The 20377-nt window shown below is 39.1% G+C and carries 18 protein-coding genes and 3 tRNA genes; 3 read left to right on the forward strand and 18 right to left on the reverse strand.

The window, feature by feature from the left end; genetic code table 11:
* Nucleotides 1-827 precede the first annotated feature (827 nt).
* The 18 genes from lysS to ACIQZG_RS19420 form a co-directional block, all read right to left on the reverse strand.
* A complete protein-coding gene (lysS, locus tag ACIQZG_RS19335) occupies nucleotides 828-2330 on the reverse strand; it encodes a lysine--tRNA ligase (protein WP_402757104.1) in 1503 nt (500 codons plus the stop codon).
* Nucleotides 2331-2506: 176 nt separating this feature from the next.
* Complete coding sequence (dusB, locus tag ACIQZG_RS19340; RefSeq protein ID WP_402757105.1) at nucleotides 2507-3538, reverse strand: tRNA dihydrouridine synthase DusB; 1032 nt, start codon at nucleotides 3536-3538, stop codon at nucleotides 2507-2509.
* Nucleotides 3522-3764: a helix-turn-helix domain-containing protein gene (locus ACIQZG_RS19345; RefSeq protein ID WP_402757106.1), complete on the reverse strand. Its 243-nt coding sequence runs from the start codon at nucleotides 3762-3764 to the stop codon at nucleotides 3522-3524. Before ACIQZG_RS19345 ends, dusB begins: the two co-directional genes overlap by 17 nt.
* On the reverse strand, nucleotides 3716-4240 hold the full coding sequence (gene folK / locus ACIQZG_RS19350; protein ID WP_402757107.1) for a 2-amino-4-hydroxy-6-hydroxymethyldihydropteridine diphosphokinase: 525 nt from the start codon (nucleotides 4238-4240) through the stop codon (nucleotides 3716-3718). The genes ACIQZG_RS19345 and folK overlap by 49 nt, the downstream gene beginning before the upstream one ends.
* Nucleotides 4240-4605, reverse strand: a complete 366-nt coding sequence (gene folB, locus ACIQZG_RS19355) for a dihydroneopterin aldolase (RefSeq protein WP_402757108.1) — start codon at nucleotides 4603-4605, stop codon at nucleotides 4240-4242. Before folB ends, folK begins: the two co-directional genes overlap by 1 nt.
* Nucleotides 4605-5459: a dihydropteroate synthase gene (folP, locus tag ACIQZG_RS19360; RefSeq protein ID WP_402757109.1), complete on the reverse strand. Its 855-nt coding sequence runs from the start codon at nucleotides 5457-5459 to the stop codon at nucleotides 4605-4607. Before folP ends, folB begins: the two co-directional genes overlap by 1 nt.
* A gap of 17 nt (nucleotides 5460-5476) precedes the next feature.
* Nucleotides 5477-6313 carry an aminodeoxychorismate lyase gene (gene pabC, locus ACIQZG_RS19365; protein ID WP_402757110.1) on the reverse strand — a complete coding sequence of 279 codons (837 nt, stop codon included), beginning with the start codon at nucleotides 6311-6313 and terminating at the stop codon, nucleotides 5477-5479.
* Complete coding sequence (pabA, locus tag ACIQZG_RS19370) at nucleotides 6314-6895, reverse strand: aminodeoxychorismate/anthranilate synthase component II (protein WP_402757111.1); 582 nt, start codon at nucleotides 6893-6895, stop codon at nucleotides 6314-6316.
* Complete coding sequence (locus ACIQZG_RS19375; RefSeq protein WP_402757158.1) at nucleotides 6892-8271, reverse strand: anthranilate synthase component I family protein; 1380 nt, start codon at nucleotides 8269-8271, stop codon at nucleotides 6892-6894. Before ACIQZG_RS19375 ends, pabA begins: the two co-directional genes overlap by 4 nt.
* A gap of 161 nt (nucleotides 8272-8432) precedes the next feature.
* Nucleotides 8433-9362, reverse strand: coding sequence for a cysteine synthase A (gene cysK / locus ACIQZG_RS19380; protein WP_402757112.1), 930 nt, complete (start codon nucleotides 9360-9362; stop codon nucleotides 8433-8435).
* 181 nt (nucleotides 9363-9543) lie between these two features.
* On the reverse strand, nucleotides 9544-10506 hold the full coding sequence (locus tag ACIQZG_RS19385) for a peptidyl-prolyl cis-trans isomerase (protein WP_402757113.1): 963 nt from the start codon (nucleotides 10504-10506) through the stop codon (nucleotides 9544-9546).
* Entirely contained in the window at nucleotides 10490-11371 is an 882-nt protein-coding gene (gene hslO / locus ACIQZG_RS19390; protein ID WP_402757114.1) for an Hsp33 family molecular chaperone HslO, read from the reverse strand. Before hslO ends, ACIQZG_RS19385 begins: the two co-directional genes overlap by 17 nt.
* Before the next feature lie 21 nt (nucleotides 11372-11392).
* Nucleotides 11393-12157, reverse strand: a complete 765-nt coding sequence (locus ACIQZG_RS19395) for a type III pantothenate kinase (protein WP_402757115.1) — start codon at nucleotides 12155-12157, stop codon at nucleotides 11393-11395.
* Nucleotides 12158-12278: 121 nt separating this feature from the next.
* Nucleotides 12279-13112 carry an aldo/keto reductase gene (locus tag ACIQZG_RS19400; RefSeq protein WP_402757116.1) on the reverse strand — a complete coding sequence of 278 codons (834 nt, stop codon included), beginning with the start codon at nucleotides 13110-13112 and terminating at the stop codon, nucleotides 12279-12281.
* Between the two features lie 124 nt (nucleotides 13113-13236).
* Nucleotides 13237-15273, reverse strand: coding sequence for an ATP-dependent zinc metalloprotease FtsH (gene ftsH, locus ACIQZG_RS19405; protein WP_402757117.1), 2037 nt, complete (start codon nucleotides 15271-15273; stop codon nucleotides 13237-13239).
* 134 nt (nucleotides 15274-15407) lie between these two features.
* Complete coding sequence (hpt, locus tag ACIQZG_RS19410) at nucleotides 15408-15950, reverse strand: hypoxanthine phosphoribosyltransferase (protein ID WP_402757118.1); 543 nt, start codon at nucleotides 15948-15950, stop codon at nucleotides 15408-15410.
* A 70-nt stretch (nucleotides 15951-16020) separates the two neighbouring features.
* The gene (gene tilS, locus ACIQZG_RS19415; RefSeq protein ID WP_402757119.1) at nucleotides 16021-17427 is read right to left on the reverse strand and encodes a tRNA lysidine(34) synthetase TilS; all 1407 of its coding nucleotides are present in this window, start codon (nucleotides 17425-17427) and stop codon (nucleotides 16021-16023) included.
* A gap of 36 nt (nucleotides 17428-17463) precedes the next feature.
* Nucleotides 17464-19857, reverse strand: a complete 2394-nt coding sequence (locus ACIQZG_RS19420) for a SpoIIE family protein phosphatase (RefSeq protein ID WP_402757120.1) — start codon at nucleotides 19855-19857, stop codon at nucleotides 17464-17466.
* A gap of 249 nt (nucleotides 19858-20106) precedes the next feature.
* On the opposite strand from ACIQZG_RS19420, the gene ACIQZG_RS19425 reads away from it, so the two are divergent.
* The 3 genes from ACIQZG_RS19425 to ACIQZG_RS19435 all read left to right on the forward strand — a co-directional run bounded on the left by ACIQZG_RS19425 (nucleotide 20107) and on the right by ACIQZG_RS19435 (nucleotide 20348).
* A tRNA-Gly gene (locus tag ACIQZG_RS19425) sits at nucleotides 20107-20181 on the forward strand.
* Nucleotides 20182-20192: 11 nt separating this feature from the next.
* Nucleotides 20193-20269: transfer RNA gene (locus ACIQZG_RS19430), tRNA-Met, on the forward strand.
* Between the two features lie 7 nt (nucleotides 20270-20276).
* Nucleotides 20277-20348, forward strand: a tRNA-Glu gene (locus ACIQZG_RS19435).
* Nucleotides 20349-20377: the final 29 nt, after the last annotated feature.

The raw sequence follows: 20377 nt of genomic DNA on the forward strand, positions 1-20377 counted from the left end.
GGATCAAACTCTCCATAAAAGTAGTTTGAAAGCTCATTAGCTTTGCTAGCGTATCAACTAAAAGTTGATATCTATTTATTACTTATGTTTCGTTCGCTAACTTAGTTGTTAGTTACTTAAAACGTTATTGATTACGTTTTGCTTGTTCAGTTTTCAAGGTTCATTTTGTTGTCGCCTTGTTTCAGCGACTTTTATATCTTAGCATATCTCAATTTCGTTGTCAACACTTTTTTAAAATGTTTTCTCTCGCTTACCGCGAGCAACTTTTAAATCTTATCATTTTCGATCATTGTTGTCAACAACCGAAATTATAATTTGATTTGAAATTGTTTTGTTTTTCTGCGTCTTGTTAAGGACAAGTAATAATTTATCACGTTCTCATAATTTGCGCAAGTACTTTTTTAAAAAAATATCGTGTTTTTTTCGAGTATCGAAACAACAAGAAGATTGATGTCTTTTCGAGCGAATAATCCTGTTACTATAAATCATTACTTCTTAATAATTCGATTTTTTCTACTATAAATCCAGTTTATTAAAATCTTAACTAAAAAGAAAAGGAGACCTCGTTACAGGAGGTCTCCTTCCAGATTGTCGACAAACTAGTTTTCGAGCAGAAAATTAGTAAGGTCTGACGCTCTTTTATATTCTTAAAAGAATTTCTTAATCTAGAACACCTCAAGAAACACTGATATTAAAGGATTTTTAAAATTACAGTTTAATTGCTGGATATTTGATTCAAATCAAAAATAGTAGACAAAGTCGAAAAAATCGACTTTGTCTACAGTCTGAAAGGAGACCTCGTTACAGGAGGTCTCCTTCTATTATAACTATTTCGTAATATGACGCATCGTCGGGAATAATAGCACATCTCGGATTGATGGCGAATTTGTAAGGAGCATGATTAAACGGTCGATCCCAATACCTAGACCACCTGTTGGAGGCATACCGTACTCTAATGCTTCTACGAAATCATTATCCATTTCGTGTGCTTCGTCGTTACCCGCTTCTTTTTCGGCTAACTGTGCAACGAAACGTTCACGTTGGTCGATTGGATCATTTAACTCCGTGAAAGCATTTGCGTGCTCACGACGTACAATAAATAACTCAAAACGATCTGTGAAGCGCTCGTCCTCAGGGTTTTTCTTGGCAAGTGGAGAAATTTCCACAGGATGTCCATAAACGAAAGTAGGTTGAACTAATGTTTCTTCAACTTTTTGCTCAAAGAATTCATTGATAACGTGACCTACTTCATGCGTTGGTTTTACTTCTACGCCATGCTCTTTCGCTAACGCTTGTGCTTGTTCTTTCGTCATTGGTTGCCAGAAGTCAACACCAGTTGCTTCTTTAACGATATCTACCATATGGACACGTTTCCAACCTACTGCTAGGTTGATTTCGTCTTCACCGTATTGAACCGTCGTTGTACCTAGTACTTCTTGTGCAACATGTGCGATTAAGTTTTCTGTTAAAGACATGATATCTTTGTAATCAGCATACGCTTCATACAGCTCGATCATTGTAAATTCTGGATTATGGCGTGTTGAGATGCCTTCGTTACGGAATACACGACCAATTTCGTATACTTTTTCAAGTCCACCGACGATTAAACGTTTTAAGTGAAGCTCAATAGCAATACGCATATATAGTTCCATATCAAGTGCATTATGGTGAGTAATAAACGGACGAGCCGCTGCACCACCCGCAATTGTATGAAGCATCGGTGTTTCTACTTCTAAGTAACCAATGTTATCAAGGTAGTTACGAATCGCACGAATGATTTTAGAACGTGTAATGAAAGTCGCTTTACTATCTTCATTCGTCATTAAGTCTAAATAACGCTGACGGTAGCGTTGCTCTACATCTTGTAGGCCATGGAATTTCTCCGGCATCGGACGTAGTGACTTTGTTAAGAATGTAAACTCTTCAGCTTTTACTGAAAGCTCCCCTACTTGTGTACGGAATACATTACCACGAACACCTACAATATCACCTAGGTCAGCTTGCTTGAATAATTCATAAGCTTCTTCGCCAATATGATCTTGACGTACGTAGATTTGAATTTGACCACCTAAATCTTGAATATGCGCAAAACCAGCTTTACCTTTTCCGCGTTTCGTCATAATTCGACCTGCAATTATAACTTCTTGTAGATTTTCTTCTAATTGTTCTTTAGATTGATCACTAAATTGTTCTAGTACTTCTGTAGATAAATGCGTGCGTTCGAAACGGCTACCGAATGGATCTTGACCGTTTTCACGAATAGTCGTCATTTTTTGGCGTCTCACCAAAAGCTGATCATTTAATTCTTCAATATTTGACACTTGTTTCACTCCTTATTAAATTGTCCGCGTTTACGTCCATAATATTTCTATTGTACACAATTTCAAACCTGTATTCATCTGTTTCGGTTTAATTTCAGTACGCTTGAAGATAATTAATAATTCAAACAATATCAAAGTCAGAAAAAATCCCTAAATAGTATTGCACTAAAAAGGGACTTTGTTGCTTATATAATAATTTCTTTTGGAGTTGTCGGAAGGTATGCTGCTTCGTATTCATCCACCAATGCATTTAATAATGCACGAAGCTCTACCGCCGTCTCCGTTTGGTTAATAGCATTACGCGCTTTACCGTTGCCACGAATACCTTTTAAATACCAAGAAGCATGTTTACGCATTTCACGAACTGCTACAGCTTCACCTTTTAATTGCATTAGACGTTCAAAGTGAAGTAAGCATACATCTATTTTTTCACGTACACCTGGTTCTTCTTTTAATTCGCCCGTTTCTAAATATTGCACAGTACGATATATCATCCATGGGTTGCCTAGCGCTGCGCGACCAATCATCACAGCATCTACACCTGTAGTATCCAGCATACGTTTTGCATCTTGTGGTGTTTCGACATCGCCGTTACCTAGTACAGGAATGTTGACATTCTCTTTTACTTGGCGAATATAATCCCAATTAGCCTTACCTTCATACATTTGTACACGTGTACGGCCGTGAACAGCTACAGCCGATGCACCAGCGCGTTCTGCTGCTTGTGCGTTTTCCACTGCAAATATGTGTTCGTCATCCCAACCAATACGCATTTTTACACTGACCGGTTTTTTTACTGCATCAACTACTGCCGCTACCATTTCGTATAGTTTATTGGGATCAAGCAGTAAACGTGCGCCTGCTTCACATTTAATAATTTTATTAACCGGGCATCCCATATTAATATCAATAATGTCTGCAGTAGTGTTTTGATCTACATATTTAGCCGCTTCCACTAGCGTTTCTTTATCGCCACCGAAGATTTGTAATGAAAGTGGATTCTCACGTTCATCGATATATAACATACCTAATGTCTTTTCGTTTTTTTGGACAATTCCTTTATCACTAATCATCTCGGCATAAACAAGCCCTGCCCCGAACTCTTTTACTGTAAGACGGAAAGCAGAGTTACAAATACCAGCCATTGGCGCTAAAACAACACGGTTGTCCATCACAATATCGCCAATTTGAAACGGCTTTTCAGCTGAATGATTCAACGTTGTTTCCTCCTCCTCGTGGGTCCTTGCCCCTTAATTCCTGTATATCTATCTCTAATGCTTGTGCAATCATCGTTAATAATTCCACTGATGGCATTTTTTCCCCTCGCTCGATTTTACCTAGGATAGTCGTTGAAATACTTATCTTTTTGGCAAATTCAATTTGTTGCATGCGTTTTAGTTTTCGGAACGCACGAATTCTTCTACCGTATCGACCGTTTTCCATAAACTTACGCCTTCTTTCTCGCGATTCAGCTGTTCCATTGTTAGGTGTACAAGCTGTAATTGGTTATTCTCTGGTGTCGGCGTAATGTCAATCAGTGGCACTAGCACGAAAGCTCGTTCATACATCCTTGGATGCGGAACAATTAGGCTTTCAGTTTCAATATTTTCGTGATTGTAGAGCAAAATGTCAAGGTCAATGATCCGAGGACCCCACCGGAATTCACGCACTCGTCCCAATGCATTTTCGATGGATTGGCAAATCTTCAGCATCTCGCTAGAGGAATGTATCGTTTTCACGTGAACAGCAATATTTAAAAAATCAGCTTGATCAGTAAAGCCAACAGCTGCTGTTTCATAGACAGAAGAAATGCGTTCCACCTCTACACCTTCAGTATCCTTCAATAGCCTAATGGCATATTGTAAATTTTCATAGCGCTCGCCAATATTGGTCCCGATAGATAAATACACATCATTCATTAAAAATCGCCTCGCGTTACTTCAACTGATACTTCTTTATAATAACCGTGAATCGGTGGATCTGGCTTAATGAGTTCCACACGGACACCTTTCACTTTATCTGGATAAGTAGTTAGAATACTATTGGCTATTTTTGATACAAGTGCTTCAATAAGTTTAAATGGCTCACCTTCTACGATGTCACGACACAACGCATACACCTCTGCATAGTTCACTGTGTAGGTTAAATCATCTGTTTCGCCAGCCTCTTGCATATCAACAGCAAGTGAAACATTAGCGCGGAAACGTTGACCAAGCGTCGTTTCAGCGGCTAATACACCGTGATAACCATAAAACTGCATATCTTTTAAATGAATATAATCCATTAGGCTTCCTCCTCATACATACGTTTATCAACTAATACGTCCGTCATATAAGTTGCACGTGCCATTTCCTTTACATCATGTACACGAATTATATGACAACCTTTTTCAATGCCATAAACGACAGTCGCAGCCGTACCTTCAACACGCTCTTCTACAGGTAGCTTTAAGACATTGCCAATCATCGATTTACGCGAAGTTGCTAGAAGAACAGGATAGCCCATCGCCACTAACTCATCTAAATGTTGCATCATAGTAATGTTTTGCGCCGTTGTTTTTGCAAAACCAATCCCTGGATCTAAAATAATATGCGCGTCTGGCACACCCGCCTTATGAGCAATTAAAATACTCTCTTCTAAATCAGCCTTTGCTGTAGCCCAAAAATCATTGCCGTAATCTTTGTTTACTCGGTTATGCATTAAAATAATGGGTACATTTAATTCCGCTGCCACTTGGGCAATTTCAGGTTCACTTTTTGCGCCCCAAATATCATTTATAATATGTGCACCCGCTTCAACAGCTGCTCGTGCGACACTTGCTTTATACGTATCCACCGAAATAATCGCTGGTACTTCCGCCAATAACGCTTTAATTACAGGCACTATGCGCGCAATTTCTTCTTCATCGGAAATACGCTCATAGCCTGGACGTGTAGATTCGCCACCAACATCAATAATTTTTGCGCCGTCCTCGACCATTTTCTTCGCTTGTGCGACAGCCGCTTCTACGTTGTAATATTTACCGCCGTCTGAAAACGAATCCGGTGTGACGTTTAAAATACCCATAATAAAAGTTTCCTTTGTGTAGTCCAAAGGTATACCGTTTAGCGTTAACGGTGCTGTATATTTTTCTAACATTAGTAATGCTCCTTATATCACTGCTTTATTTCCTCAACATACGCTTCGTGTAAACGTGTGTAGACAGGACCTTTGTTTCCTAATAACTGTGTATCCTCAAGCAGATTAATCGGCACAAGCTCTTGTACTGAGTTTGTAATAAAACATTCCGATGCCTGCTCTAAGTCACTTTTCGTAAATAAACCTACTTCAACTTGAATACCCAATTGCTTAGCCTCTTGTATAACCCATTCTCTAGTAATACCAGGTAAAATCCCCGTTTCCAAAGAAGGCGTATACAGTATATCATTTTTCACCCAAAAAATATTTGAGGTCACACCTTCTGCCACATAGCCCTCTTCCGTTAAAAAGAAACCTTCCTGCGTCGCTAAAGATGGCATTTCAAAACGACCAAGCACGTTATTTCCATAATGATGCGATTTTACACGGACGCCATACTCCGGTGAATTCCTCGGCGTTTCTAGCCACTGCGCTCTTTTTTCTTGCCCACTTGGTGCCGCATGTAGCTCTTTGCGAAATACTATAACGTTCGGCTTCGTATATTCCGTTGGCTGCAATCCAATGCCGTGCTCGCCAGCCGATACATTTATACGAAAATAACCGTCCTGTCCATCTGCCTGTTCATTTAGTTGTTTAACAACTGCTATTAGCTCATCCGCCGTATAAGGCATATGAATGCGGAACTGCGTGAGCGCAGCTTGAAGCCTTTCCATGTGCGCTTCAAAAAACAGAATCTTCCCCTCATACGTTCGAAACGTTTCAAAAAATCCAAGACCGTATAAAAAACCGTGGTCAAAAGGCGAGATACGTAAATCTGATGCCGCCACATATTCCCCATTCATCCAGCACTGCATTTACTTAGCTCCCTCCACGTACAACTCGATAAAGTGGCGTAATAACTTTTTACCTTCCTCAGTCATAATCGATTCAGGATGATACTGAACACCCTCGACTGCGTATTCTTTATGACGAATCCCCATAATCTCACCCTCTGCCGTCCACGCTGTCACATCGAAACATTCCGGTAACGACTCCTTCTCGACAATAAGCGAATGGTAGCGCGTTGCTTGAAACGGATTTGGCATTTTTGCATGAAGGCCAATCTCAGCATGTATAACAGGCGAAGTTTTACCGTGCATTAGACGCTCTGCGCGAATTACATTACCACCGAATACTTGCGCAATTGCCTGATGCCCGAGACATACACCTAAAATCGGAATATTTCCTGCGAAATATTTAATAATATTTAAACTTTCACCTGCTTCATTTGGGCTACACGGTCCTGGTGAAATCACGATCATATCCGGCGCAAGTTGCTCAATCTCCTCAACTGTTAACGCATCGTTTCGCTTCACAATTAATTCATGGCCAAATTCACCAAAATACTGAACAAGGTTATACGTAAAAGAATCATAGTTATCAATCATTAAAATCATTTTGAACGCTCCTCCGCCATTGCTTTCGCTTGCCACATTGCTTTTGCCTTATTAAGAGACTCCTGATATTCCTTCTCGGGAATCGAATCAATAACTATACCAGCTCCAGCTTGAATATGCGCTACGCCGTCTTTAACAAATGCTGTGCGAATCACAATATTAAACTCCATATCGCCGGTATAACCCAGCCAGCCAATCGAGCCTGTATATAAGCCTCTACGAACTGGTTCTAGTTCCTCAATAATTTCCATCGTGCGAATTTTCGGTGCACCTGTAATTGTACCTCCAGGGAACATCGCACGAACGACATCTGCATTTGTTTTACCTTCAGCAATTTTCCCACGCACGTTTGAAACAATATGCATCACATGTGAATAACGTTCAATGACCATAAATTCATCCACTTCAACTGTTCCATAAGCTGAAACTCGTCCTAAATCATTACGCTCTAAGTCTACTAGCATCACATGCTCAGCACGTTCTTTCTCGTTATCGATTAACTCTTGTGCCAGAGCCAGATCTTCCTCTTCTGATTTACCACGCGGTCGTGTACCTGCAATTGGTCTTGTCGATAACTCATCCCCATGGCGTTTCACTAAAAGTTCTGGTGAACCGGATACCACTGCAAAATCAGGCGCCTCAATATAAGCCATATACGGTGATGGATTAAACGCTCTCAATGCCTCATAAACATCCATCGCAGTTGCATTTAAATTCTTTGATTGACGCACTGACAAATTCACTTGAAATACATCGCCTTGGGCAATATATGTTTGGATTTTACTTACAGCAGTTTCAAAGTCAGTACCTGCAAATGATACATGAAGTTCGTTTTCATCATTTAGCACTTCAACTGCGCCCGATTTTTCAAACTTACGCACTGCTAATCCTTCTTTTGCAGCTATTTGCCAAGTGTTAGAAAGCTCTGTTAAATCTATATCACAGCTCGGAAGCTTCATGAGTGTCACGGTATTCGTATGTACATCATGTACCGCCCAGTAATCACATAAGTAAAAGTAAGTATCCGGTACTGCTAAATCATCCATCGCAAGGCTAGGTAGTTCTTCAATTTTCCGCGCATAATCATACGACACGAAGCCGACCGCCCCGCCCTGAAAAGCAGGTAAAGCAGTGTTGTAAGGAACTTCATATTTTTTTAATAAGTCCTCGAGCAAAGCGAGAGGCTCGCCGTAAAAAAAATCGCTTTTTCCGTCACGCCATGTAACCTGCAGGCCACCTTCAACTGAACGAGCTGTTGCTAATGGTTGCCATGCTGCAATCGTAAAGTGCCCACCACGTCCGCTTTCTAAAAATACATGGGCCTTTTCGTCCTCTGTTTGTCTCTTATAACTATAAAAAAATGCGTCGGCATTCATTGTAAATGTCGTCGTAGATAATGTATTCACACGTAAAATCTCCTTTAAATCATGTTATTTGATTCCATCTTAACGTGAACGATGCAGAGATGCTAATCTTTTATACAAAATAAAAAGCGAGGCCCTCAGATTATGAGAGACTCGCCGTATAAAAGGAGAAATTAGTCTTCGAATTGATATAACGGTGTAGATAAATAGCGTTCGCCGTTTGAAGGAACTACTGCTAGAACATTAGATCCTTTACCTAAACGTTTAGCCGTTTCAATTGCCGCATGAATCGCTGCACCTGAAGATATACCGCATAAAATACCTTCTTGACGCGCTACTTTACGAGCCACTTCAAAAGCAGTTTCGTTTTCTACTGGGAAAATCGAGCCATAAACTTCTGTATCTAACACTTCTGGTACAAAACCAGCACCAATACCTTGAATTTTATGCGGTCCTGGGTTACCACCTGAAAGTACTGGAGAGTCTTTTGGCTCAACAGCAATAATTTCAATGCCAGGGAACGCAGCTTTTAGAACGCTTCCAGCACCTGTGATTGTACCACCTGTACCAACACCTGCTACGAATGCATCTAACTTTAATCCTTCGAATGCTTCCACAATTTCAGGACCTGTCGTTAAACGGTGCACTTCTGCATTTGCAGCATTTGTGAATTGTTGTGGTAAGAAGTAGCCATGCTCTGCAGATAATTCTTCTGCTTTTGCAATAGCAGCCTTCATTCCACCCGGTCCAGGGGTTAATACAATTTCTGCACCATACGCACGTAATAAATTACGGCGCTCTAAGCTCATTGTTTCTGGCATTACTAAAATAGCATTATAGCCTTTTGCCGCAGCAATCATTGCTAGACCGATACCTGTGTTACCTGAAGTTGGTTCAATAATTGTACCACCTGGTTTCAATGTGCCATCTTTTTCAGCTGCTTCGATCATTGCTAAAGCTAAACGGTCTTTTACTGAACTGCCTGGGTTAAAGTATTCTAATTTCACATAAACTGTGCCTTCATTTTCACCTGTTGCGTTGTTTAATTTTACGATTGGTGTTTTACCAACTAATTCTGCCACCGAGTTTGCTAATTTACTCATAAATAATCACACTCCCAATCCCTACTATTTTTATAGGTTTTACTTAATTTGTATTTTATCAAGTTTTCCAAGCTGTTGTCAATAAATAAAACCGATATTTTCAGAATATTTATTGTGCAGTTTATGATTATGAATAGTTAAAGTAAAAAAGCTAGAAAGTACAGTACCTTCTAGCTTCACATTATTTTTTCTCTTCACTATAATACCAAGTTGCTTTAAATTCTGACCAAAACGCTTCTGGTGTTATTGATTGTTGTATTTGCTCTAATGCAAGTTCACGTTCAATATGTTCTTTCACATCTTCATATGTAAACGATTGACCTTTTGCCACTTCTTGAACTTGAACGATTGCATAATGTCCATTATCTAACTTTATAACCTTACTTTCCTTATTAGCAGACAGCCCTTTAACAGCTTTTTTAATCGCTGCATCTACATTTTCTTGCTTTTCTGTAATAAAACCAATATCCCCACCAAGGCTAGCAGATGCACTATCTATAGAAATCTCACGGGCTAACACGGAAAACTCAGAGCCATCTTTCAATTCACTTAACGCCTCATCTGCCGCTTTTTTCGAGTCTACCGCTATGATACTTGTGCGATAGCTAGTTTCAATATTGTATAATGCTTTATTTTCTTCGTAATACTTTTTGATACTAGATTCTTCAATGCCAATATCTTTTGTAAGCACTTTATCTAAAATAAGTTGTGAACGAATTTTTTGTCGTAGTTGTGCATCTGAAAGATTTTGAGTTGCTGTATCAAATTTATCTTGAGCCGAACGCATTAAAGCAAGTTCAAGATCAATTTCTTTATCAGATACTTTAATCTTAAATTTTTCTGCAGCCTTTTCCATTACAGACTCATTCACTAAATTTTGTAGTGTTTCTTTTCCGTAACGCTCTTCCATTGCGATCATCCAGTCCTGGCGTGTAATGACATCACCATCGATGACAGCGACTTGCTCGTCGCTGCCAGTCTCTTTCCCTTTGTCTGGGATTAACCAAGAAATAAACCATAAAACATTTCCTAATAACAAAATAGCAAGTAATGCTAATACCGGTTTTGTCTTTAAACGGCGTTGCGATAAGGGCGTTTGATTTGGTGTTGTTGTCTTGCGTCTTGGATTACGCGTTGAGCTCATCGATGAAACCTTCTAATTCTTCCTTAGAGAATTGATACGCTTCTAAACAGAAGTGACATTGCGCTTCCGCTTTTCCGTCTTCCTCAATCATTTCTCGAATTTCTTGTTCACCTAAGCCTAAGATTGCTGCACCAAATCGCTCTTTTGAACATTGACATTTAAATTCAACCGGCATTGAATCTAAAATTTGGACATTTCCTTCACCTAATACGGCCTCTAAAATTTGTTCTGGCGTATATCCTTTTTCAATCATTTTTGATACTGGTTCTAAATTGGCTAAATGTTGCTCAATTGCATCAATAGTTTCCTCTTCACAGCCAGGCATTAATTGAAGAATAAAGCCCCCTGCCGCTAATATCGTATTGTCTGGGTTGACTAACACACCTAATCCTACTGATGAAGGTACTTGTTCAGATGTAGCAAAGTAATATGTGAAATCCTCTGCAATTTCACCTGAAACGATTGGTGTTTGTCCTGAGAACATATCACGTAAACCTAGATCTTTGACAACTGTTAATGCACCTTCTGTACCTACGCCCGCGCGTACATCTAGCTTGCCTTGTTCGTTTAAATCAAAATGAACATGTGGGTTTGTTACAAAGCCGCGTACTTCACCTTTTGCGTTACTATCAATAACCATAGGACCAATTGGACCGTTACCTTCAATTTTGATCGTAATTTTTTCTTCACCTTTAAGCATTGCACCCATCATAACACCTGCAGTCATTGAACGGCCTAATGCTGCCGATACGACTGGCCACGTATTGTGTCGCTGTTGTGCCTCTCCAACCGTTGCAGTTGTACAAGCAGCAAATACACGTACTTGTCCATTAAATCCTAAACCTCTAACTAAATAATCTTTCATATTCAAGAAATCCCTCATTCCTTATTGATTGCGTTTATATAGCTTATATAAACCTATTAGTGTTAAAAACGGATCAACAACATCGATTGCTTGTGTCTCTCCTGCAATTAAATTCGCTAATCCACCTGTTGCAATTACAAGTGGTTCTTCCTTACTTTGCGCCTTCATACGGTTGACTATTCCCTCTACTTGGCCGACAAAACCATAAAAAATACCAGCCTGCATGGCAGAAACTGTTGTTTTGCCAACGACATTAGTCGGACGCATTATTTCAATACGTGGTAATCTTGCTGCCTGCGTATAGAGTGCTTCGGTTGAAATCGTAATACCCGGCGCAATTGCACCACCCATATAGTCACCCTTCTCGTTCAAGTAACAGTATGTCGTCGCCGTCCCAAAATCCACAATAATCAATGGAGTTTTATAGGTATCTAACGCTGCTATAGCATTAACAATACGATCAGCACCGACTTCACGGGGATTTTCGTACTTAATATTTAGCCCGGTTTTCACACCCGGCCCAACAACAAGTGGCTTTTTATGAAAATACTTTTGGCACATCGCCTCAAGCGAAAACATAATTGGTGGTACAACAGAGGATATAATAATGCCCTTAATATGTTCAAATGAAATGCCTGCATGATTGAAAAAGGCCTGCACTTGCATCGCATATTCATCTTCTGTTTTATGAAGATCCGTTACCATACGCCAATGAAAAACAAGTTTATCTTCTTCATACACACCTAAAACAATATTTGAATTACCTGCATCTAACACCAAAATCACGAATAACACCTCTATTATAACGACACTTTAGAAAATCATACCACAGTTTTAATGCGAAAAATAACTTTCATACTTACAAAAAAGAGCTAACCTAAAAGTTATTTAGGTAGCTCTTTGCATATTATTTAAAATTGAATTTTTCTGGGTCTGGACCACAACGTAAACCGTCGTTCATTGCATCAAGTTGCGCCATTTCCTCATTCGTTAAAGCAAAATCAAAAACACTTAAATTTTCTTTCATACGCGTAGGTGTCATCGTTTTAGGTATCGTTACGACATTATGCTGCACGTCATAACGTAGCACAATTTGTGCTGGTGTTTTATCGTATTTAGCAGCAAGCTGTTGGATTAGCTCTTCTTCAAGTAATGCGCCATTCATAAGTGGTGACCAAGCCTCTACTTGAATTCCATGCTCATGACAATACGCACGTACTTCAGTTTGAGTTAAATGCGGATGAAACTCAATTTGGTTAATGACTGGTACAACAGTCGTTTGTGCCAGTAAATTTTCTAAATGATGTACGTGGAAATTACTTACACCGATTGAGCGCACACGCCCATCTTGATAAATTTTTTCAAGCGCTTTATAAGCTTCTACATGATTCGTATCTATGCCAGGCCAATGAATTAAATATAAATCCAAATAATCTAACCCTAATTTCTCTAAACTACTATCACAAGCAGCTAATGTCTCTTCATAAGAAAGACCATCATTCCAAACCTTAGATGTTACGAATAGTTCTTCACGTGTTACTAAACCTTCGGCAATAGCAGCACGAATTCCGCGTCCTACACTTTCTTCATTGCCGTATATTTGTGCTGTATCAATACTACGATAACCTGTCGTAATGGCGATTTTCACAGCCTCCGCTAAATCTTCTCCGTCTGGCACACGAAATACTCCGTAGCCCACTAGAGGCATTTTAAGACCATTATTCAATGTTACATTTTCCATTTTCAACACTCCTATCGGTTCATTATGTAGATGCACAAGTCACCACCTATATCCTACTTCTTTCAATCAAATAAAGGCAAAAGAAAAGGCTGTTTACAAAAATGGTAAACAGCCTTTTACATAATTAATCACGTTTTTCTTTAATGCCTTGCGGTGCGTCCTGTTGTACGCTACCTTCTTTTGTTAAATCTGCAGTTGTTGGATCTGCTTTTTTACCCACTACCTCTTTATCAAGCGAAGTAGTACCAGCTGTTTCCACGACTGTATCAGCATCTTTTTCTAAACCAATTGTTTTGTTTTCTTCAATAACAGTTGGTTCAGCTACACGCTCTGGTAATGTACCATGATCGCGTAAATGCTCAATTTGCTGTGCATCTAATGTTTCAACTTCAAGTAAAGTTGTCGCAATTAAATCTAAAAGCTCTCGTTTTTCAGTAAGAATTTGTTTTGTACGCTCATATTGCTCAACAATCATAGACTGCATTTCTTTATCAATCTCAAACGCAATTGATTCTGAATAGTTTTTGTCTGAGTTAATGTCACGTCCTAAGAAAACGTTACCACCCTGGCTTGAACCAAATTGCATTGGCCCAAGTTTATCACTCATACCATATTCAGTTACCATTGAGCGCGCTATGCTCGTTGCACGTTGGAAGTCATTATGTGCACCTGTTGATACTTCACCAAAGACGATATCTTCCGCTACACGACCACCAAGTAAACCGGCAATTTTATCAAGTAATTCTGGTTTAGTCATGAAGTAACGATCTTCTTTTGGAAGCATCACTGCATAACCACCTGCTTGACCACGAGGGACAATTGTTACTTTGTGTACTTTTTCAGCTTGGTCAAGTGTCAGACCGACAACAACGTGACCCGCTTCGTGGAATGCCACAATATTCCGCTCTTTTTTAGAAATAACACGACTTGATTTTGCAGGACCTGCAATAACGCGGTCTGTTGCTTCGTCAATATCGAACATGTCAATTTTCTTTTTACCCCGACGCGCTGCTACAAGAGCCGCTTCGTTAAGTAAGTTTTCTAAATCTGCACCTGAGAAACCTGGTGTACGTTGTGCAATAGCTTTTAAATCCACTTGATCTGATAAAGGTTTATTGCGAGCATGCACTTTAAGCACTTGTTCACGACCTTTTACATCTGGACGTCCAACTGTAATTTGACGGTCAAATCGACCTGGACGAAGTAATGCTGGATCTAGAATGTCTGGACGGTTTGTTGCCGCGATGATAATAATACCTTCGTTAGCACCGAATCCATCCATTTCAACTAATAATTGGTTCAGTGTTTGTTCACGCTCATCATGACCACCACCAAGACCTGCGCCACGTTGACGACCTACAGCATCAATTTCATCGATGAAAATGATACATGGAGCATTTTTCTTCGCATTTTCGAAAAGGTCACGTACACGAGATGCACCGACACCAACGAACATTTCTACGAAGTCGGAACCTGAAATTGAGAAGAACGGCACACCAGCTTCACCAGCGACTGCACGAGCAAGTAATGTTTTACCTGTACCTGGAGGACCTACTAGTAGAATACCTTTTGGAATACGCGCACCAATTTCAGTGAACTTTCGGTGGTCTTTTAAGAAATCAACCACTTCTACAAGTTCAGCTTTTTCTTCATCTGCACCCGCTACATCTGTAAATCTTACTTTTTTCTTTTGATCATCATATAGTTTTGCTTTACTTTTACCAAAACTCATTACCTTATTACCACCGCCCTGAGATTGGCTCATTAGGAAGAAGAATAAGAAGATGATAATGATAAACGGAATGATTCCTGTGAAGAATTGAATCCATCCACTTGTTTCTGGCGCCGTTAAATACTTAATATCGCTATTTTCATCGGCAGCTTTATCGATACGGTCCATTAACGATTGGTTATCGCGTGGAATATTTACTGTAAAGGTTTGCCCCTTTTCATAACCTTCCATCGTACCCTCAACGATATACACTGATTTATCCGGTTGAATGGTTGCACTTGTTATTTTATTCTTATCGAGAGCAGTCACGAACTCATGATAAGTTAATTCTTTCGTTGGTGATTTCCCATTGTTGAAAGTACCAAAAATACCGATAATCACAAGGAAAATCAGTAAATAAAATATGGTATATCGAAATATTCGATTCATCTCCAGCCTCCTCATTACATACAGAAAAATTATAAGTAAAATCTTAACATATCACGATTTCATCATACAACGAAAAGCCCTAAGTAAAATAAGTTTTGTCGAAATTTTGTCGGAATTCAAACAAATTTACTCATTTAAAAAGAATAGACTTTTGGTTTTAAAATGCCGATATATGGTAAGTTGCGGTATTTTTCCGCGTAGTCTAAACCATAACCAACTACAAAACCATCTGGTACTTTGAAACCAACATAATCAGCCGATAAATTTACTTTACGACCTGATGGCTTGTCTAGAAGTGTCACAATTTTAATTGATTTTGCTTTACGATATTTAAATAAGTCTACTAGGTAACTTAATGTTAATCCGCTATCGATAATATCCTCGATAATTAATACATCACGTCCCTCAACACTTGTATTTAAATCTTTTAAAATTTTCACTTCGCCAGATGAAACTGTTGCATTACCATAACTTGAAACATCCATAAAGTCTAACTCGATGAAAGAATCGAAGCGCTTCATTAAGTCTGCCATGAACGGGATTGCACCTTTAAGTACACCTACTGCTAATGGGAATGAATCTTGATATTCCTCTGATAATTGTGCACCTAGTTCTGCGATTCTTTCTTGTAATTGTTCTTCTGTAATAATAATTTTCTCGATGTCATTTTGTATCATATCGATTCCTCCTCATGTTGTATCAAAAATTTCCAACCGCCTTGAAAGGTTAAACATTTTACAAAGACCATTAGTCTACGATGAGCACTGTATCATCGTTTGGCCGCGCAGTTATTGAAAAATGAACACCCATACGCACACCAATTACCGCTACTACATCATCAGTTTGAGAAACGAGTAACGGCCAGCTATTTCGCTCATTTAAAGGAATCTTTTCATCTATAAAAAGGCGAGATAAGCGTTTTGGCTGATCCATTCCTTTTAACAGTATTCGGTCTCCTTCCTTACGTGTCCTAACAAAGAGTGGAAGTGTAAGTTTGCTAGCGTCAAAATAATAAAGTGGTGCAGTACCCGCGAACAATTCAGGAGCCATTTCCGGCAATTTTGCTATGTATAAACGCACACCATTGTCTAGTGTTGTCCATTCATTCGCACGTGGAATTATTTCCTTGTAAGTAAAAGTATCTAATTGCCTTACTTCTTTCTTCTGAATCGTCAATTTACCATAGCCGCGAACTGCTATAAATCCTTCTGGTAAATGAACTTCAGCATTACCAGATGTCGTATCACATAGCTTTAATAGTGAAGTTAATAATGCATAACTTTGTATCGTATCAGAATCTTTGTAAAGATAGTTTAATAGTATTAAAACCAGCCTTCTTTGTAAAGCAAGTGGTATCAATTGTATCTCCTTAATTTCCAAAGTATACATATTTCCGTTATTTTTCCTTACTATCTTCGAAAATGCTTCTTGGGCAAGTGCCATTAGGAGTGCATCATCTTCTTGTAAGTGCTTCGTAAAATGACTTACTTGTTCAGCTACGCGTGGATTTTCAGCTTCAAGCACTGGCACGACATGATGTCTAAAACGATTGCGCAAATAAGCATCCTTACTATTACTCGCATCTTCTCGGAAATTTTGACCTTGCTTCTGTAAATATTCCCTTATTTCAGATTTTGTAACCGTTAAAAACGGACGAATTAATGATTTTTTATTAAAAATGCGCTGTGGTCGAATACCTTGCATACCATTCACTGTGGCATTTTTCGTTAAAGCCATTAATACTGATTCCAGTTGGTCATCCGCATGATGTGCAGTTACAAGTTTTGTAGCACTCGTTTTTTGTAAGATTTCTTCAAAATAACGATAACGCTCTCTACGACAAATAAGCTGCGAGTTACCATTTTCCGCAGCAATAATCTCAGGAATAGGAATAGCTGTTGCGTGTAAAGTAATGCCTTGAGCATCGCAATACTGTTGGACAAACGCTCGATCCTGTGCAGATGCCTCTCCTCTTAACATATGATCTACATGCACAGCCTCTACTTCAATATTCCATTGTATTTTTGTCTTCACAAAATAATGTAAAAGTGCCATTGAATCTACGCCACCCGAAACGGCGATGAGAAGATGATCGTCTTGCTGTAGTAACTGTTCTTTTTCAATAAATTGTTTGACCTTTAATTCAAATGACAAACGCTTCTCCTCCCCTTTTCGTTATTATATTACGACTTATGACGTTTTACTCATCGAATATTCCATTGGTCTAAAAACAGCCCACGTTGGAATGACATGCGTAATCTCTAACATTAAAACAGTACAGTCATCTTCTACCTCATAATACTCTTGGAAAGACTGCATTATTGTTGTTAATTTCTCCTGTATCGAAATGTTTGTACCTGCAACTTGCTTTGTATAACTCAAAAATGCTTCTTCCTGCTCATCCCAATTTGCTGAGTTTGAAAACAGGCCATCAGAATGCATCATAATGACATCTCCAGCCTTGAGCTTTCTTTTCTCTGCCTCTACAGCAGAAATCGATAAAAACCCCACTGGTGCCGCTTTACTTTCAACTTTAATGACTTCTTTGCCACGTAAAATATACGTAGACATACCGCCAGCTTTCCACGACCATAAATCACCGTGCTGTAAATCGACTAAAGCAAAATCGAGTGTCGCATACATATCATCTTGTTGTTTTAATGACATGACATAATGTAGCGTATGCATAGCTGTTTCAGGATTCATATTATAATTCAGACATTCTCGCATTAAATGAATGAGCTTTCTACTCTCATGTTGTGCTTCTTTCGATTGCCCCATTCCGTCTGACAGTAAAATCGCGAACAACCCCGGATGTAACTGGAATAACTCGTGAGAATCACCAGAGTATAACGTATCATCCTTTGACATACTGTATATATCATACTCTACTTCAAAGCTAATAGCAGAACTAAAGCTTATTTGAATGTGACTGAATGGTACATCACACGGTACTACTTTTTCAATTTCAAACGGCTCATCAAAAATTTCATATAAAATCGGTAGTATAAGCCGCTCTGCTAATGTCGTATCATGTTCCCAGTCCACACGTGCTGGCGCCATCGCGCAAACAATCTTACGTGCCCCCGGCTTATTATTCAATACATCTAACTGAAAACAATCAATATTTGCCGCTTTCAAACGTTGAATAATTTCCTTCTCCACACTAACAAAAGAAATGGTCTCCTCCTTCATCTCTGCAATAAGTTGATTTAAATGATTACTCATATCTCTTAGTTGTAGCGCAATCATTTTTTTACCATGAAAATATTGCCCATTAATGCGCTCTCTATATAATTCAGCATCCAGTTCTTCAAAAACCTTCGCGGACTTTACACATTTTGTACGAATTTGTTCCTCTACCCGATGAATTGCTGATTCTTTACCCACCCCTTTTATATGGAACCACTCAGTCATGAGCTTATCCATGCCATTATTTTGGGCACCCCAGCACCTATCATAACGAAAACAACTTAGGCAAGTATTCATCGGTGCCACGTCTTCTTTCGTCGCCACAGGGGTCGTCATAAAGCGTTCAAATACAAGTTCTTTCATAAATTGCACAAAATGCTGGAAGTGTTCTAACTTCATGGCGACATGCTCTGTTAGCCAGTGCTGACGCGCCAATAAAATCTCCTCTTTTTGCGGAAATAACTTTTCTTGAACTGCATTTGAAAGACTTTTTGGTATAAATAAAAACATAATACTACCAAATACAATTGATGTGAAATATACACTATCTAACGGTAATGTCTCATCGTAAAATAAGAAAAACACACTTGGCGCTATACTACAAATCGCTACACTAAATCTCCCCCCACGTGCCCCCATCCCAGCGAATAATCCCGTTAAAGTTGCAACTGATAGCATACCTGTAAATGATAATTTTGCAACACCTATCAATGTACCGAGAACTGCCCCAACCACCGTGGCTAACGGAACACTACCAACAAAAGCAGCAAAACAAATAATAAGCTGTAGTAAAAAAAGAGGGAGTGAAAAATATCCAATAACAACAGCATTCATACCGGTTAGCATCGCCGCAAAAATCACAAGACCAGAGCCAATTCTTTCATACGTCCAATGATCAGTAAACCATTCATGCGTCTTGACGAACAATACTTGCATAAACAATGTCATGATCAACGCTAATGCAGCCTCACAGCCAATATAAAATTGTACAAGAGCTGGTGGCAACCCTTGATAGGCAACTCCTTGCCATGCGATTTGTACTAAAAGAACAGCTGAAAAAACTGCAACACTTTGGGGCATATGCCAATAACGAAAACGTACAAAGCACTCATACAATAAAATTTGAAGTGCTAAAATAACAACTTGTCCAAAACCTAAGAAAAAACAGCCTATCATACTTCCAACAAATACGGCCGTTGTGTATTTCCGATACTTTTTCCGAACGATTGCCCAAAAAGGTACTGAAAAAGGTACTGCGGCTTCAAATACAACAGATTGTGCTAAAAAAAAAGCTGTTACAAAAAAGAGAATACTCATCAAAAATTGCATCTTTTTTGCTTCAAATTTTTGGTCTGCTGCATCCGTTGTTCCATACCATTCAACGTTTGTCATTACATTAACCCCTTTCCCCACTTTTTTGTAATTATAAAAAAGTATTCATGGAAAGGTTGTCTGACGATGGCGGAAAAAAATATAAATATTTCGACGAATACGTATACATAAATACGATTATTTGCATTAACTACTACAAAACCTCACTTACACAATGTTTATTTATCATTTTTAATTGATTTTTATCATTTATACCCTTGACACTTGTTTTAATCGCTTGTATTATTTATTTTGTTGTTTAAAATACGTGCGGAAGTAGTTCAGTGGTAGAACACCACCTTGCCAAGGTGGGGGTCGCGAGTTCGAACCTCGTCTTCCGCTCCATATCTTTTCACGGCGGCCTAGCTCAGCTGGCTAGAGCGTACGGTTCATACCCGTAAGGTCGGGGGTTCGATCCCCTCGGCCGCCACCATATATTTGGCCCCTTGGTCAAGCGGTTAAGACACCGCCCTTTCACGGCGGTAACACGGGTTCGAATCCCGTAGGGGTCATCTTGTAAAAAGGCGTCTCAGAGATATTT

Source organism: Lysinibacillus sp. NPDC096418 (assembly GCF_044762775.1).
Classification (GTDB): Bacteria; Bacillota; Bacilli; order Bacillales_A; family Planococcaceae; genus Lysinibacillus.

Coding starts and splice junctions, on each gene's coding strand:
- ACIQZG_RS19345 (WP_402757106.1), bottom strand. CDS start 3,764: ATGGAAAACGGTCGATACGGTAGAAGAATTCGTGCGTTCCGAAAACTA.
- folK (WP_402757107.1), bottom strand. CDS start 4,240: ATGAATGATGTGTATTTATCTATCGGGACCAATATTGGCGAGCGCTAT.
- folB (WP_402757108.1), bottom strand. CDS start 4,605: ATGGATTATATTCATTTAAAAGATATGCAGTTTTATGGTTATCACGGT.
- folP (WP_402757109.1), bottom strand. CDS start 5,459: ATGTTAGAAAAATATACAGCACCGTTAACGCTAAACGGTATACCTTTG.
- pabC (WP_402757110.1), bottom strand. CDS start 6,313: ATGCAGTGCTGGATGAATGGGGAATATGTGGCGGCATCAGATTTACGT.
- pabA (WP_402757111.1), bottom strand. CDS start 6,895: ATGATTTTAATGATTGATAACTATGATTCTTTTACGTATAACCTTGTT.
- ACIQZG_RS19375 (WP_402757158.1), bottom strand. CDS start 8,271: ATGAATGCCGACGCATTTTTTTATAGTTATAAGAGACAAACAGAGGAC.
- cysK (WP_402757112.1), bottom strand. CDS start 9,362: ATGAGTAAATTAGCAAACTCGGTGGCAGAATTAGTTGGTAAAACACCA.
- ACIQZG_RS19385 (WP_402757113.1), bottom strand. CDS start 10,506: ATGAGCTCAACGCGTAATCCAAGACGCAAGACAACAACACCAAATCAA.
- hslO (WP_402757114.1), bottom strand. CDS start 11,371: ATGAAAGATTATTTAGTTAGAGGTTTAGGATTTAATGGACAAGTACGT.
- ACIQZG_RS19400 (WP_402757116.1), bottom strand. CDS start 13,112: ATGGAAAATGTAACATTGAATAATGGTCTTAAAATGCCTCTAGTGGGC.
- ftsH (WP_402757117.1), bottom strand. CDS start 15,273: ATGAATCGAATATTTCGATATACCATATTTTATTTACTGATTTTCCTT.
- hpt (WP_402757118.1), bottom strand. CDS start 15,950: ATGATACAAAATGACATCGAGAAAATTATTATTACAGAAGAACAATTA.
- ACIQZG_RS19420 (WP_402757120.1), bottom strand. CDS start 19,857: ATGACAAACGTTGAATGGTATGGAACAACGGATGCAGCAGACCAAAAA.